Annotated in this window: 16 protein-coding genes and 1 tRNA gene; 12 read left to right on the forward strand and 5 right to left on the reverse strand. The window is 68.1% G+C overall.

The genetic code is table 11. The annotated features are described in order from the left end of the window. Positions 1–140: 140 nt before the first annotated feature. From clpS to ACX28W_RS15590, 7 genes are all read left to right on the forward strand, one after another. Entirely contained in the window at positions 141–458 is a 318-nt protein-coding gene (clpS, locus tag ACX28W_RS15560; protein ID WP_362069470.1) for an ATP-dependent Clp protease adapter ClpS, read from the forward strand. A gap of 82 nt (positions 459–540) precedes the next feature. Beyond that, a complete protein-coding gene (locus ACX28W_RS15565; RefSeq protein WP_458999544.1) occupies positions 541–1146 on the forward strand; it encodes a DUF2017 domain-containing protein in 606 nt (201 codons plus the stop codon). Positions 1147–1469: 323 nt separating this feature from the next. Next, a complete protein-coding gene (locus ACX28W_RS15570; protein ID WP_458999546.1) occupies positions 1470–2930 on the forward strand; it encodes an amino acid permease in 1461 nt (486 codons plus the stop codon). A gap of 86 nt (positions 2931–3016) precedes the next feature. Further along, positions 3017–3439, forward strand: a complete 423-nt coding sequence (locus ACX28W_RS15575) for a M67 family metallopeptidase (protein ID WP_458999547.1) — start codon at positions 3017–3019, stop codon at positions 3437–3439. Positions 3440–3542: 103 nt separating this feature from the next. Beyond that, entirely contained in the window at positions 3543–3644 is a 102-nt protein-coding gene (locus tag ACX28W_RS15580; protein WP_313904860.1) for a putative leader peptide, read from the forward strand. Positions 3645–3757: 113 nt separating this feature from the next. Further along, positions 3758–4036: a MoaD/ThiS family protein gene (locus ACX28W_RS15585; RefSeq protein WP_458999548.1), complete on the forward strand. Its 279-nt coding sequence runs from the start codon at positions 3758–3760 to the stop codon at positions 4034–4036. Positions 4037–4053: 17 nt separating this feature from the next. Beyond that, positions 4054–5004: a PLP-dependent cysteine synthase family protein gene (locus ACX28W_RS15590; protein WP_362069455.1), complete on the forward strand. Its 951-nt coding sequence runs from the start codon at positions 4054–4056 to the stop codon at positions 5002–5004. 255 nt (positions 5005–5259) lie between these two features. Here ACX28W_RS15590 and ACX28W_RS15595 read toward each other — a convergent pair whose 3' ends face one another. Beyond that, positions 5260–5769: a type II toxin-antitoxin system PemK/MazF family toxin gene (locus tag ACX28W_RS15595; RefSeq protein WP_458999549.1), complete on the reverse strand. Its 510-nt coding sequence runs from the start codon at positions 5767–5769 to the stop codon at positions 5260–5262. 273 nt (positions 5770–6042) lie between these two features. Between ACX28W_RS15595 and ACX28W_RS15600 the strand changes: the two genes are divergently transcribed. Beyond that, on the forward strand, positions 6043–6795 hold the full coding sequence (locus ACX28W_RS15600) for an MBL fold metallo-hydrolase (RefSeq protein ID WP_458999550.1): 753 nt from the start codon (positions 6043–6045) through the stop codon (positions 6793–6795). An 84-nt stretch (positions 6796–6879) separates the two neighbouring features. Here the strand turns inward: ACX28W_RS15600 and ACX28W_RS15605 are convergent, their stop codons facing one another. Next, the gene (locus ACX28W_RS15605; protein ID WP_458999551.1) at positions 6880–8145 is read right to left on the reverse strand and encodes a PTS transporter subunit EIIC; all 1266 of its coding nucleotides are present in this window, start codon (positions 8143–8145) and stop codon (positions 6880–6882) included. Positions 8146–8500: 355 nt separating this feature from the next. Here ACX28W_RS15605 and ACX28W_RS15610 point away from each other — a divergent pair, with 355 nt between their 5' ends. From ACX28W_RS15610 to rdgB, 4 genes are all read left to right on the forward strand, one after another. Further along, on the forward strand, positions 8501–8734 hold the full coding sequence (locus ACX28W_RS15610) for a glucose PTS transporter subunit EIIB (protein ID WP_458999552.1): 234 nt from the start codon (positions 8501–8503) through the stop codon (positions 8732–8734). 96 nt (positions 8735–8830) lie between these two features. Next, positions 8831–9577 (forward strand): ribonuclease PH, encoded by a 747-nt coding sequence (gene rph, locus ACX28W_RS15615; RefSeq protein WP_458999553.1) that lies wholly within the window; start codon positions 8831–8833, stop codon positions 9575–9577. A 166-nt stretch (positions 9578–9743) separates the two neighbouring features. Beyond that, positions 9744–10136, forward strand: a complete 393-nt coding sequence (locus ACX28W_RS15620) for a hypothetical protein (protein ID WP_458999554.1) — start codon at positions 9744–9746, stop codon at positions 10134–10136. 34 nt (positions 10137–10170) lie between these two features. After that, positions 10171–10773, forward strand: coding sequence for an RdgB/HAM1 family non-canonical purine NTP pyrophosphatase (rdgB, locus tag ACX28W_RS15625; RefSeq protein ID WP_458999555.1), 603 nt, complete (start codon positions 10171–10173; stop codon positions 10771–10773). A 55-nt stretch (positions 10774–10828) separates the two neighbouring features. Here the strand turns inward: rdgB and ACX28W_RS15630 are convergent. From ACX28W_RS15630 to ACX28W_RS15640, 3 genes are all read right to left on the reverse strand, one after another. Next, a tRNA-Leu gene (locus ACX28W_RS15630) sits at positions 10829–10913 on the reverse strand. Next, positions 10913–11587 carry an HNH endonuclease gene (locus ACX28W_RS15635; protein WP_458999556.1) on the reverse strand — a complete coding sequence of 225 codons (675 nt, stop codon included), beginning with the start codon at positions 11585–11587 and terminating at the stop codon, positions 10913–10915. The genes ACX28W_RS15630 and ACX28W_RS15635 overlap by 1 nt, the downstream gene beginning before the upstream one ends. Beyond that, the gene (locus ACX28W_RS15640; RefSeq protein ID WP_458999557.1) at positions 11584–12246 is read right to left on the reverse strand and encodes an HNH endonuclease signature motif containing protein; all 663 of its coding nucleotides are present in this window, start codon (positions 12244–12246) and stop codon (positions 11584–11586) included. The genes ACX28W_RS15635 and ACX28W_RS15640 overlap by 4 nt, the downstream gene beginning before the upstream one ends. Positions 12247–12350: the final 104 nt, after the last annotated feature.

Raw genomic sequence — 12350 nt, forward strand, 5'->3', positions numbered from 1 at the left:
AGTCTCGGCCGGGGGTCCGGGGGTTGTCCCCCGGGGGATGCCGCATAGAACCGGATGGTACCCCCATCTCGTCACTCTGACGATTTGTGGGCCCGATTTGGGGGACCCCGTTTATGCGAGGGCCCCTCTCTGGTGGCAGCATGGGCCGTGTGACGGCTCCCGCACCCCTAGAGATCGAAAAGACCGAGTCGGCGGAGGAGGTCTTCGCCGTACCCGAGCCGGACGTTCCCTGGGTCACCATCGTCCACAACGACCCGGTCAACCTCATGAGCTACGTGACGTATGTCTTCCAGGCGTACTTCGGCTACACCAAGGACAAGGCCACCAAGCTCATGCTGGATGTCCACCACAAGGGCCGGGCGGTCGTCTCCAGCGGCACGCGCGAGGAGATGGAGCGCGACGTACAGGCCATGCACGGCTACGGTCTGTGGGCCACGCTTCAGCAGGACCGGAAGTAGCCCGAGCTCACACAAACGGCGAGCTCTCACACCGCGAGCTCTCACACACCGCGAGCAGTACCGGAAGTAGCGAACTCACTCCATGCCAGGACACTTCGAACCGCTCCCCGGCGGCGGCGCGGCCGTCGCGCTCGACGAGGTCGAGATCTCCATCATCCGCTCCCTCGCCGTCCAGCTCCTGGAGCTCATCGGTCCCGGCCCCGCGGAGAACGCCCCCGACGACCCGCTCGCCGAGCTGTTCGCGGAGGGCCCCAGCGAACCGCCCGCCGACCCCGTGCTGCGGCGCCTCTTCCCCGACGCCTACAGCGGCCCCGACGTCGAGGCCGGCTCACCCGAGATGGCCGATGAGCAGCGCGCCCACTCCGCGGAGTTCCGCCGCTTCACCGAGAACGACCTGCGCGCCGGCAAGCGTGAGAACGCCCTCGCCGTGATCCGCTCGCTGGACGCGCTCACCACGGCGGGCGACGGCGGCGCGGTCCTCAAGCTCTCCGCCGAGGAGTCCGAGCGGTGGCTGCGCGCCCTCAACGACCTGCGTCTGGCGATCGGCGCCCGGCTCGACGTCGTCGACGAGGAGGACACCGACCTCCTCTACCGCCTGCCGGACGAGGACCCGCGCAAGCCGATGGTGATGGCGTACCTCTGGCTGGGCGGGCTCCAGGAGACGCTGGTCGAGACATTGATGCCGTGATCCGTCGCGTTCGCGTGCCGTTCGCTCAGCGGACGCTCAACTCCGGATAACGATCGCATCACCACTGAGGCCCGCTATGTGGCCTCGTGTGCCATTTGTCCGCTTCTCCCTGTGGTGTGCCTTACAGGCTCCTTAACCGATCAATGTTGCGGCCGTGATAAATCTTCACGACCGCCCGACGGGACACCATCCATGTCCTGCCGGGTGCGCCACCGACCGGCGGATCGCCGGCCAGGCACAAGCTCCACCTATCCGGGGGGATCGGAACCCGATCCGAAGCCAAGGCACTGGCTCGGATCGGCATGGAGAAAGGCGCACCACACATGACCTCATCGCAGGTCGGCAAGCACGACGAGAGTCGTGCCGGCAGTGAGGCCGTGAGCGGCGACGCCCCCGAAGAGGGGTACGAGCGCGGGCTCGGCAGCCGTCAGGTCCAGATGATCGCGATCGGCGGCGCCATCGGCGTCGGCCTCTTCCTGGGCGCCGGGGCGAACATCGCCAAGGCCGGGCCCAGCCTCATCCTCATGTACGCCATCGCCGGCGTGATCATCTTCTTCATCATGCGGGCGCTCGGCGAGCTGCTGCTCTACCGCCCGGTCTCGGGCTCCTTCGCGGAGTACTCCCGCGAGTTCCTCGGCCCGTTCTTCGGCTACTTCACCGGCTGGACGTACTGGCTGATGTGGGTGGTCACCGGGATGGCCGAACTCACGGCCGCCGCGATCTACGTCAACTACTGGTTCCCGTCCGTCCCTCAATGGGTGACGGCGCTGGTGTTCCTGCTCGTCCTCTTCGTGGCGAACCTGATCTCGGTGAAGCTCTTCGGCGAGATCGAGTTCTGGTTCTCGATGGTCAAGGTCACCGCGCTGATCGGCATGATCGTGATCGGCCTCGGCGTCCTCACCTTCGGCTTCAGCTCCGCCGGTGACACCGCGTCGGTCGCCAACCTGTGGCAGTTCGACGGCTTCTTCCCCAAGGGCATCGGCTCGTCCCTGATGACCCTCCAGGGCGTCATGTTCGCCTACCTCGCCGTCGAGCTGGTCGGCGTCACCGCCGGCGAGTCCGAGAACCCGGAGAAGACCCTCCCGAAGGCGATCAACACCCTCCCCTGGCGCATCGCCCTCTTCTACGTCGGCGCGCTCACGGTCATCCTCTGTGTCGTGAAGTGGACAGAGTTCGCACCAGGCGTCAGCCCCTTCGTGGCGGCCTTCGCGAAGATCGGCATCCCGGCGGGCGCCGCGATCGTCAACTTCGTCGTCCTGACCGCGGCTCTCTCCTCCTGCAACTCCGGCATGTACTCCACGGGCCGCATGCTCCGCACCCTCGCGGACAACGGCGAGGCCCCGAAGGTCTTCAGCAAGCTCTCGGCAACCAAGACCCCCGCGATCGGCATCACCGTCTCCATGCTCTTCATGGGCATCGGCGTGATCCTGAACTACATCGTCCCGGAGAAGGCCTTCGGCTACGTCGTCTCCGTGGCCACCGCGGCCGGCATCTGGACCTGGCTGATGATCCTGATCAGCCACATCCTGTACCGCCGCGCGGTCGACGCCGGACGTCTGCCCGCGTCCTCCTTCCCGGCCCCGGGCGGCGCGAAGTGCAGCTGGGTCGCCGTCGTGTTCCTGCTCTTCGTCACCGGCCTGATCGCGTACGACGCCGACTCCCGCGTCTGCCTGTACGTGATGGCCGGCTGGGCCGCCGCGCTCGGCATCGGCTGGGCGGTGCTCAAGGCCCGCAACCCGCAGGTCACCGAGCGCCGCGAGCCGGAGTTCGAGAAGGTCGGCTGACCCGCACGGCCTTCCCCGGTTCACCATGTGGGCCGCTTCGTACCACCCCTCGGTACGGAGCGGCCCTTCTGCTTATCCTGGCCAGCATGCTGACCATCACCCAGACCCTCGTCGACCAGATCGTCGCGCACGCGCGCCAGGACCACCCCGACGAGGCATGCGGCGTCGTCGCGGGCCCGGAGGGCTCGGGCCGCCCCGAGCGCTTCATCCCGATGCTCAACGCCGCCCGCTCGCCCACGTTCTACGAGTTCGACTCGGGCGACCTGCTGAAGCTGTACCGCGAGATGGACGACCGCGACGAGGAGCCGGTGGTCATCTACCACTCCCACACGGCGACCGAGGCCTACCCCTCCCGCACGGACATTTCCTACGCCAACGAGCCCGCCGCGCACTACGTCCTCGTGTCCACCGCGGACACGGACGACGCGGGCCCCTTCCAGTTCCGCTCGTACCGGATCGTGGAAGGGGAGGTGACGGAGGAGGAGGTCACGGTGGTGGAGACCTACTGATCCCCGCCTCCGACGGGCCTCCCATCCCGAACTTTGGTCAGAATTCATCCACTATCTGAGATCACATTCCAGGACCCGGACCGGGAATCGATACGATGAGCGCATGGTTTCCCACGACGTGAGCGACAAGACGCCGGGCATGCTGCTCGTGGCGCGGCTGCACGTCGACCTGTGCAGGCTGCAAAGCGCCATCTGTACGCGCTGATCCTGCCGCCGTACGGCCGTGAGCCGCGGCTGCGCAACCGGCGTCACCCCTGCTTCTCCCGCGCTGCCGCGCGCACCCCGACCTGACTTTTCTCCCGACAGGAGCCCGCAACCATGGCCATCGAGGTCCGCATCCCCACCATCCTTCGCACCTACACCGACGGCGAGAAGGCCGTCCAGGGTGCCGGGGAGACCCTCGCCGAGCTGTTCGCAGACCTCGAGACCCGGCACGCGGGCATTCAGGCCCGCATCGTGGACGACGGCACACTGCGCCGCTTCGTCAACGTCTACCTGAACGACGAGGACGTCCGCTTCCTCGACGGCATCGACACCAAGCTCACCGACGGCGACAACGTGACGATCCTGCCGGCCGTGGCCGGCGGCATGGTCTGATCGGCTGCTGACCTCTGATGCGCTACGACTCCCCGCTCGCCGCGGTAGGCAACACACCGCTTGTGCGCCTGCCACGCCTTTCGCCGTCCGAGGACGTCCGCATCTGGGCGAAGCTGGAGGACCGCAATCCGACCGGCTCGGTCAAGGACCGTCCCGCGCTGCACATGATCGAACAGGCGGAGAAGGACGGCCGGTTGACGCCCGGCTGCACGATCCTGGAGCCGACGAGCGGCAACACCGGCATCTCGTTGGCCATGGCGGCGAAGCTCAAGGGCTACCGCATGGTGTGCGTGATGCCCGAGAACACCTCGTCGGAGCGGCGTGACCTGCTGGGCATGTGGGGCGCGGAGATCATCTCCAGCCCCGCCGCCGGTGGCTCCAACACCGCCGTGCGCGTCGCGAAGGAACTGGCGGCCGAGCACCCGGACTGGGTGATGCTCTACCAGTACGGCAACCCCGACAACGCGGGCGCCCACTACGCGACGACGGGCCCGGAGATCCTGGCGGACCTCCCCTCCGTCACGCACTTCGTCGCCGGTCTCGGCACCACCGGCACCCTGATGGGCGTCGGCCGTTTCCTGCGTGAGCACAAGCCGGACATCAAGATCGTCGCCGCGGAGCCTCGCTACGACGACCTGGTGTACGGCCTGCGCAACCTCGACGAGGGCTTCGTGCCCGAGCTGTACGACGCGTCCGTCCTCACCAGCCGGTTCTCGGTCGGCTCGGCCGACGCGGTGACCCGCACGCGGGAGCTCCTCCAGCAGGAGGGCATCTTCGCGGGCGTCTCCACCGGCGCCGCGCTGCACGCCGCGATCGGCGTCGGCAAGAAGGCGCTGGCCGCGGGAGAATCCGCCGACATCGTCTTCGTCGTCGCCGACGGCGGTTGGAAGTACCTGTCGACGGGCGTCTACACCGCCGCCACGACGGAGGAAGCGATCGAAACACTCCAGGGCCAGCTCTGGGCGTAGGGGAGTGGGGTGGCGGGTGGGTTTCTCGCCCCCGCCGCCCCTACCCATTCCCGTCCCCTGGGGGCTCCGCCCCCAGACCCCCGTTCGGCCTGAACGGCCTCGTCCTCAAACGCCGGACGGGCTGAGACACCCAGGGGCGCGGGGAACTGCGCGCCCAGCCCCCACCGCCGCGCAGCAAAAGAACCACCGCCGGGGGGTCCGGGGGCGGAGCCCCCGGGGATGGGACGGGTAGGGGCGGCGGGGGCGAAAAACCCTTCACCCGCCCAGGTACCGCACCTGATCCCAAAGCGCCGGATCCACCACCCCCACCCGCCGCCGAAAGTCCCACACCGACACCTCCCGCAGCTCATCCGTCTCCAGGAAGCTCGCCCGCCCGTGCGCATCCCCCACCGCACCGGGCGGCAACGGAATCACCCCGGCCCGCTCATCGTGATACTTCCTGGTGATCTTCGCGACGACCGCACAGTCCCCCCGCACGGACAGCACCAGACAGGGCCGGTCCTTCTCCCCGGGCCCGTCCTCGTAGGGAACGTTCGCCCACCAGATCTCCGCCGGCCGCGGCCGAGGCGCCCGCCGCCGCGCTCCACCCGGCAGCCGGCCCGGCAGCCCACCCGGCCGCCCGGACGGCCGACGCCGCGGCCGACGCGTACCGGCGATCGGCCGATGCCGATGCCGATACCCACGGCGCCCCCAGCCGTCCACCAGCGTCGCGACCAACGCGAGCAGCACCACAGCCGCCAGCGCGAGCCACCAGGACGTGTCCATAGCAACGAAGGTACCGGCGCGCACCCCGGCCCGCTCTCCTGCCCGCCACCCTCACCGCACGGCCCGCGCACCCCGGGTCCGGCCGAAGGTCCATCCGAACCGGTGACAGCACAGGTGAGTTCGCCCACAACGGCCCCTGGTGGAGGAGCGACCCGCCCTTTCGCGCCTTAGGCTCGACGGACCGCACGACCCCCGTTCCCGTATCTGCATCCGAGTATCTGTTCATCGCATTTACTCTCTGCACTTCCTGCCAGCGCGGAGGTTCCAGCTCTTATGAAGCTCACCGTCGTCGGCTGCTCGGGGTCGTTCCCGTCCGTGGAATCGGCCTGCTCGAGCTACCTCGTCGAGGCCGACGGCTTCCGGCTGCTACTCGACATGGGCAATGGCGCCCTTGGCGAGTTGCAGCGCCACTGCGGTCTCTACGACCTCGACGCGATCTTCCTCAGCCATCTGCACGCCGACCACTGCATCGACATGTGCGCGTACTTCGTCGCGCGCTACTACCGCCACGAGGGCGGCCGCGCCGGCCCGATCCCCGTCTACGGACCCGAGGGCACGGAACAGCGGCTGACCACCGCGTACGCGGACACCCCCACCGCCTCCTCCATGAGCGAGGTGTTCGACTTCCACACGGTCAAGCCGAGCACGTTCGAGATCGGCCCGTTCACCGTGCACACGGAGCGGGTGCGCCACCCCGTGGAGGCGTACGGCATCCGCGTGGAGCACGACGGAAAGTCACTGACGTACTCCGGGGACACGGGCGTGACCGAGGCCCTGGACGAACTGGCCCGGGACGCCGACCTGTTCCTCTGCGAGGCCGCCTTCACGCACGGCAAGGAGAACATCCCCGACCTCCACCTCAACGGCCGCCAGGCGGGCGAGACGGCCAGCCGCGCCGGCGCCCGCCGTCTGCTGCTCACCCACATCCCGCCGTGGACGGACCCGCAGATCAACCTGGCCGACGCCCGCGAGGTGTACGCGGGGCCGGTGGAACTGGCGATGCCCAGGCTGTCGTACGAGATCTAGAGCCCGTACGCACGACAAGGCCCCCGGAGAAATCTCCGGGGGCCTCGGCGTGTGCGTGTGCGGGCGTGGGCGTGGGCGTGCGGCCTACTTGGCCTCCGCCTTGAGGAGCTCCGCCAGTTCCTCGTCCGATTCGCGGCCCGGTGTCGGCAGGTTCCACTTGGTGATCGCGAAGCGGAAGACGACGTAGTAGACCACCGCGAAGCAGAGGCCCACCAGGACCAGGCCCCAGGGGTTGCTCGCGATGCCGAGGTTGAGGCCGAAGTCGATCGCGCCGGCCGAGAAGCCGAAGCCGTCCTTCATGCCGAGCGCCCAGGTCAGCGCCATGGAGACACCGGTGAGGACCGCGTGGATGGCGTACAGGACGGGCGCGATGAACATGAACGTGAACTCGATCGGCTCGGTGACGCCCGTGAAGAACGAGGTCAGCGCGAGCGAGAACATCATGCCGCCGACGACCTTGCGGCGCTCGGGGCGGGCGCAGTGCACGATCGCCAGGCAGGCGGCCGGGAGCGCGAACATCATGATCGGGAAGAAGCCGGTCATGAACTGTCCGGCGGTCGGGTCACCGGCCAGGAAGCGCCCGATGTCACCGGTCTTGCCGTTGTACTCGCCCGCCTGGAACCACGGGAACGAGTTCAGCAGGTGGTGCATGCCGATCGGGATCAGCGCGCGGTTGGCGACACCGAAGATGCCGGCGCCGACGGCGCCCGAACCGACGAGCCACTCACCGAAGTTGTGCAGACCGGTGCCGAGGACCGGCCAGATGTAACCGAAGACGATGCCGATGACCAGCCCCGCGAGGGCGGACAGGATCGGGACGAGCCGACGACCGCCGAAGAAGCCCGCCCAGTCGGGCAGCTTGGTCCGGTAGAACCTCTGGTACAGCAGGGCGACGACTATGCCCATCACCACGCCACCCAGGACCTTGGCGTCCACCGGGGCGTCCACCATGACCACCTTGCCGTCGACGGCCGTGGCCACCTGCGGCAGGTTCTTGTCGGTGAACGTGGCCAGCACGTTCTTGAAGACCAGGTAGCCGACCACGGCCGCCAGCGCCGTCGATCCGTCCGACTTCTTCGCGAAGCCGATCGCGATGCCCACGGCGAAGAGCAGCGCCATGTTGTCGAGGATCGCGTTGCCACCGGCCGCCATGAAACCGGCGATCTTGGTGAGGAACGGGGGGAAGGACTCACGTCCCAGCATGTCGTCGGCGCCGAGCCGCACGAGGAGCGCGGCGGCGGGCAGTACGGCGACCGGCAACATCAGGCTGCGGCCGATGCGCTGCAGAACAGCCATCGCGCCGGCGCCCTTCTTCTTGCCGGCCGCGGGAGCGGCGCTGGCCGTGGTCACAACTTCCTCCAGTGGGCATGGCGACGCCACCCAGGGGACAGGAAGGGGGTGGGCGCGACGTGGTCTACACCACTCAGTGGTGTAGACCTGTTGTAGCACGGTGAAGCCCGGATAAGGAACCCGCCGATTTTGTGCCTTGGACCATAACAGGAGGAAGGGATTCCGGGCGAGATTCCGGACATGTCCGCAGGTCTGGGGCGGGGTTGGCGACTGTTCGTCGACTGGTGTAGACCAGTCGCGGGCGGTCGGTTGTTCCGTCGCGGCGCCATCATTCGGCACGTACGACATGACGGCTCGCAAAGATGGGCCAACTGTGGGTTACTGCGACAAAGCGGTTCGGATCAGGGAGTAGGACATGGCCACGAAGGCTGAGAAGATCGTCGCCGGGCTCGGCGGCATCGAGAACATCGTGGAGATCGAGGGCTGCATCACCCGGCTCCGCACCGAGGTCGAGGACTCGAGCCTCGTCGACGAGACCGCCCTGAAGGCCGCGGGCGCCCACGGCGTCGTCAAGATGGGCACCGCCATCCAGGTCGTCATCGGCACGGACGCGGACCCCATCGCCTCGGAGATCGAAGACATGATGTGAGCCGAGGGGGCACGCCAGACCCCACGACTCACTCCTGAGGGGCTGCTTCCATAACCGGAGGCGGCCCCTCACCCATCTGCGGCTAGGCTCATCGCCATGTCTCGAATCGACGGCCGCACCCCCGAACAGCTGCGCCCCATCACCATCCAGCGTGGCTGGAGCAAGCACGCCGAGGGCTCCGTCCTCGTCTCCTTCGGCGACACCAAGGTGTTCTGCACCGCCTCCGTCACCGAGGGCGTCCCGCGCTGGCGCAAGGGCAGCGGCGAAGGCTGGGTCACCGCCGAGTACTCCATGCTTCCCCGCGCCACCAACACCCGCGGCGACCGTGAGTCCGTACGCGGCAAGATCGGCGGCCGTACGCACGAGATCAGCCGTCTCATCGGCCGCTCCCTGCGCGCCGTCATCGACTACAAGGCGCTCGGCGAGAACACCATCGTCCTCGACTGCGACGTCCTCCAGGCCGACGGCGGCACGCGTACGGCGGCGATCACGGGCGCGTACGTGGCGCTGGCCGACGCGGTCGCCTGGGCGCAGGCCAAGAAGCTGGTCAAGGCCGGCCGCAAGCCCCTGACCGGCACGGTCTCCGCCGTCTCGGTCGGCATCGTGGGAGGGGTGCCGCTGCTGGACCTCTGCTACGAGGAGGACGTGAAGGCCGACACCGACATGAACGTCGTCTGCACCGGCGACGGCCGCTTCGTCGAGGTCCAGGGCACCGCGGAGGCCGAGCCCTTCGACCGCAAGGAGCTCAACGCCCTGCTCGACCTTGCGGTTTCGGGCTGCGACGAGCTCGCGGCGATCCAGCGGGCGGCACTCGAGGCGACCCTCGAGGCAACCAAGGAATAACCCTTCGCGTTCTTATGGGTACGGGCGTACGGTCCAGCCGTGCGCCCCGCCGACCCCACCACGGGGTCGAGCCGACGCCGCCACGGGGTCGAGCCGATCGCACCACGGGGCCGGCCGACGCCATCACGGGGTCGATCACATCTTGTCCACGGGGAGGGACCGTTCCATGGCCGCGCGCCACCGTCGCCGCACCGCCGCATTCGCCGTCGTCGCCGCACTCGTCGCCCTGCCGGCGGCCGTCGGCTGCGACGCCGTCAGTAAGGCCCTGGACTGCGTCCAGGCCGCCGACTCCATAGCCGACAGCGTCACCGACCTCCAGCAGGCCGTGGAGAACGCGGCGAACGACCCGACGCAGACCGATGAGTCCCTCGACGCGATCGAGAAGAATCTCGACGAGATCGGCGACAAGACGGACAACACGGACGTCAACAAGGCGGTCGACGACTTGAGTGAGGCCGTGGGCAATGTCCGTACGGCCATCGAGAACGGCGACGAGACCCCCGACGTCAGCCCCGTCACGGACGCGGCGGGCGAACTGACGAAGGTCTGCACGCCGTAACGGACACCGCGGGGGACTCGGGATACTGGTGGGCATGACCCGCCTGATCCTCGCCACCCGCAACGCCGGAAAACTCACCGAGCTGAAGGCGATCCTCGCCGACGCAGGTCTCACCCACGACCTCGTCGGCGCGGACGCCTACCCGGACATCCCCGACGTCAAGGAAACCGGCGTCACCTTCGCCGAGAACGCCCTCCTGAAGGCCCACGCCCTCGCCCGGGCCACCGGCCTGCCCGCCGTCGCCGACGACTCCGGCCTCTGCGTCGACGTCCTCAACGGCGCCCCCGGCATCTTCTCGGCCCGCTGGTCCGGGCGGCACGGGGATGACCGCGCGAACCTGGAACTGCTGCTCGCCCAGCTCGGCGACATCTCCGACGAGCACCGGGGGGCCCACTTCGCGTGCGCGGCGGCGCTGGCGTTGCCGGACGGCACGGAGCGGGTGGTCGAGGGGCAGCTGCGGGGTGTGCTGCGCCATACGCCGGTGGGCACGAACGGCTTCGGCTACGACCCGATCCTCCAGCCGGAGGGCGAGACGCGCACGTGCGCCGAGCTGTCCGCCGAGGAGAAGAACGTGATCAGCCATCGGGGGAAGGCGTTCCGGGGGTTGGTGCCGGTGGTTCGGGAGCTGTTGGGTTGATCCCGTACGCCAAAACGGCCTGCGCGCCGATCCTTCGATTCGCAGGCCGTTTGTGTGCGGCGGAAGGGATTCGAACCCTCAAGCCCGATCAAGGGCCACAGATCCTAAGTCTGCTGCGTCGCCAGTTGCGCCACCGCCGCTAGACGTCTGTCATCGTACCGGGAGTCACCTGCCGCCTTCTTCCTCCCCTGCACCAGGTGCTGGTGACCGCATGGCAGTTGGGGCACAGCAACCGCAGGTTCTCCCGCCGGTCGTCGCTCCAGTCCCCGTTGATGTGATCGACCTCCAGAGTCATGGGCCTGCCCTGCCACTCGGGGCCGGTTCCGCATCTGGCGCACTGCTCGGGCACGCCGACTGCGCGGAGTGCGCGCCGTAGGCGCGACGTCTGTGTCCGGTGCTTGCGATCGTGCTGGACCAGAGTGTCCTCGGGCTGTTTGGTATTCGGGCTCGGCTTCCCGCGCTGATGCGCCTGTCCCAGGAAGTGCGCGGTCGTGAGGTGCTCTTCGGTGATCCAGGTACGCAGCACTGCACGCTGTCCGCCGCTATTCGGGCGGTCAAGGCGGCGAAGTACTTCTGCGATGGAGAACGACTCGGCGACCGCCGCCCGCAGTTCCTCGCGCGTGGGCCGGGCGCGTCTGCCGTAGGGGTGGAAATGCGAGATGTCGATGCTGAAGTCGGCGAATCGCTTGGCGAGGTATCGACGGAGATTGCCATACGGCCGAGTACCAAAGAAGGTGATGACCTCGTCGATGTCGGAACACTGCGCGGCGGCTTCGGCCAGTCGCTCGCGGGTGTACTGCACGCCACTGGTCATGAGGTGCAGCCCCTGACACGCTTCTTGTTGCGGCCCCGATAACTATCTGTTGTGGAGTGGCAGTTGGGGCAGAGTAACCGCAGATTCTCGACCCGGTTGTTCCGCCAGTTGCCATCGAGGTGATCGACCTCAAGCGGCAGCGGTTCCCCGAGCCAGACCGGCTCGATACCGCACAGGGCACAACGCTCCTCCACGCCAAGTTCGCGCATTGCCCTCTTGAGGCGGCTGCTCGGTACGCGTCTGGAGTGTGCCGACGTCTGCTCGATGAGAATTTCTTCCGCGCTCCGGCGGCGCTGATTGAACCTCATGTTCTCCGTGCGGACCACAGGTGCGAAGTGCGAGATGTCGATGTCGTACGCCTTGATCCGGCGGCTGATGTGTGTGTGGTGCCCGCCGACGACCTCAAGGCCGAGACGACGCAGAACCTCGGACATGTTCATCGAGGCCGAAACCGCCGCCTGGAGAATCTCTCTGGTCCACCTGGCCCCCTCACGCTCGAAGTGGGACGTGTCCACCCCCAGCTTCTTCATGCGCTCCCGGATGTAATCCCGCCTCGCACTCCCCGGATCCACCCCCAACCTCCCCAACGCCTCCGACAACGTCCGAGCCCCCCGAGCCGCCTCCTCCAGCCGCTCCCTGCTGTACACGCTCGTCCCCACCGAAACGCCCTCCGTTCCCGATCACCCGTTCGTGATCTCGTACGGAGTAACGAACCGCTAATCGGACAGTCACGCCCGGAAGTCACCGGAATGCGGAACGGCCC

This window comes from Streptomyces sp. SD15, from assembly GCF_054462255.1.

Excerpts from the sequence above, each read along its gene's own strand:
- clpS (WP_362069470.1), top strand. The coding sequence starts at position 141 with ATGGGCCGTGTGACGGCTCCCGCACCCCTAGAGATCGAAAAGACCGAG.
- ACX28W_RS15565 (WP_458999544.1), top strand. The coding sequence starts at position 541 with ATGCCAGGACACTTCGAACCGCTCCCCGGCGGCGGCGCGGCCGTCGCG.
- ACX28W_RS15570 (WP_458999546.1), top strand. The coding sequence starts at position 1,470 with ATGACCTCATCGCAGGTCGGCAAGCACGACGAGAGTCGTGCCGGCAGT.
- ACX28W_RS15575 (WP_458999547.1), top strand. The coding sequence starts at position 3,017 with ATGCTGACCATCACCCAGACCCTCGTCGACCAGATCGTCGCGCACGCG.
- ACX28W_RS15580 (WP_313904860.1), top strand. The coding sequence starts at position 3,543 with ATGGTTTCCCACGACGTGAGCGACAAGACGCCGGGCATGCTGCTCGTG.
- ACX28W_RS15585 (WP_458999548.1), top strand. The coding sequence starts at position 3,758 with ATGGCCATCGAGGTCCGCATCCCCACCATCCTTCGCACCTACACCGAC.
- ACX28W_RS15590 (WP_362069455.1), top strand. The coding sequence starts at position 4,054 with ATGCGCTACGACTCCCCGCTCGCCGCGGTAGGCAACACACCGCTTGTG.
- ACX28W_RS15595 (WP_458999549.1), bottom strand. The coding sequence starts at position 5,769 with ATGGACACGTCCTGGTGGCTCGCGCTGGCGGCTGTGGTGCTGCTCGCG.
- ACX28W_RS15600 (WP_458999550.1), top strand. The coding sequence starts at position 6,043 with ATGAAGCTCACCGTCGTCGGCTGCTCGGGGTCGTTCCCGTCCGTGGAA.
- ACX28W_RS15610 (WP_458999552.1), top strand. The coding sequence starts at position 8,501 with ATGGCCACGAAGGCTGAGAAGATCGTCGCCGGGCTCGGCGGCATCGAG.
- rph (WP_458999553.1), top strand. The coding sequence starts at position 8,831 with ATGTCTCGAATCGACGGCCGCACCCCCGAACAGCTGCGCCCCATCACC.
- ACX28W_RS15620 (WP_458999554.1), top strand. The coding sequence starts at position 9,744 with ATGGCCGCGCGCCACCGTCGCCGCACCGCCGCATTCGCCGTCGTCGCC.
- rdgB (WP_458999555.1), top strand. The coding sequence starts at position 10,171 with ATGACCCGCCTGATCCTCGCCACCCGCAACGCCGGAAAACTCACCGAG.
- ACX28W_RS15635 (WP_458999556.1), bottom strand. The coding sequence starts at position 11,587 with ATGACCAGTGGCGTGCAGTACACCCGCGAGCGACTGGCCGAAGCCGCC.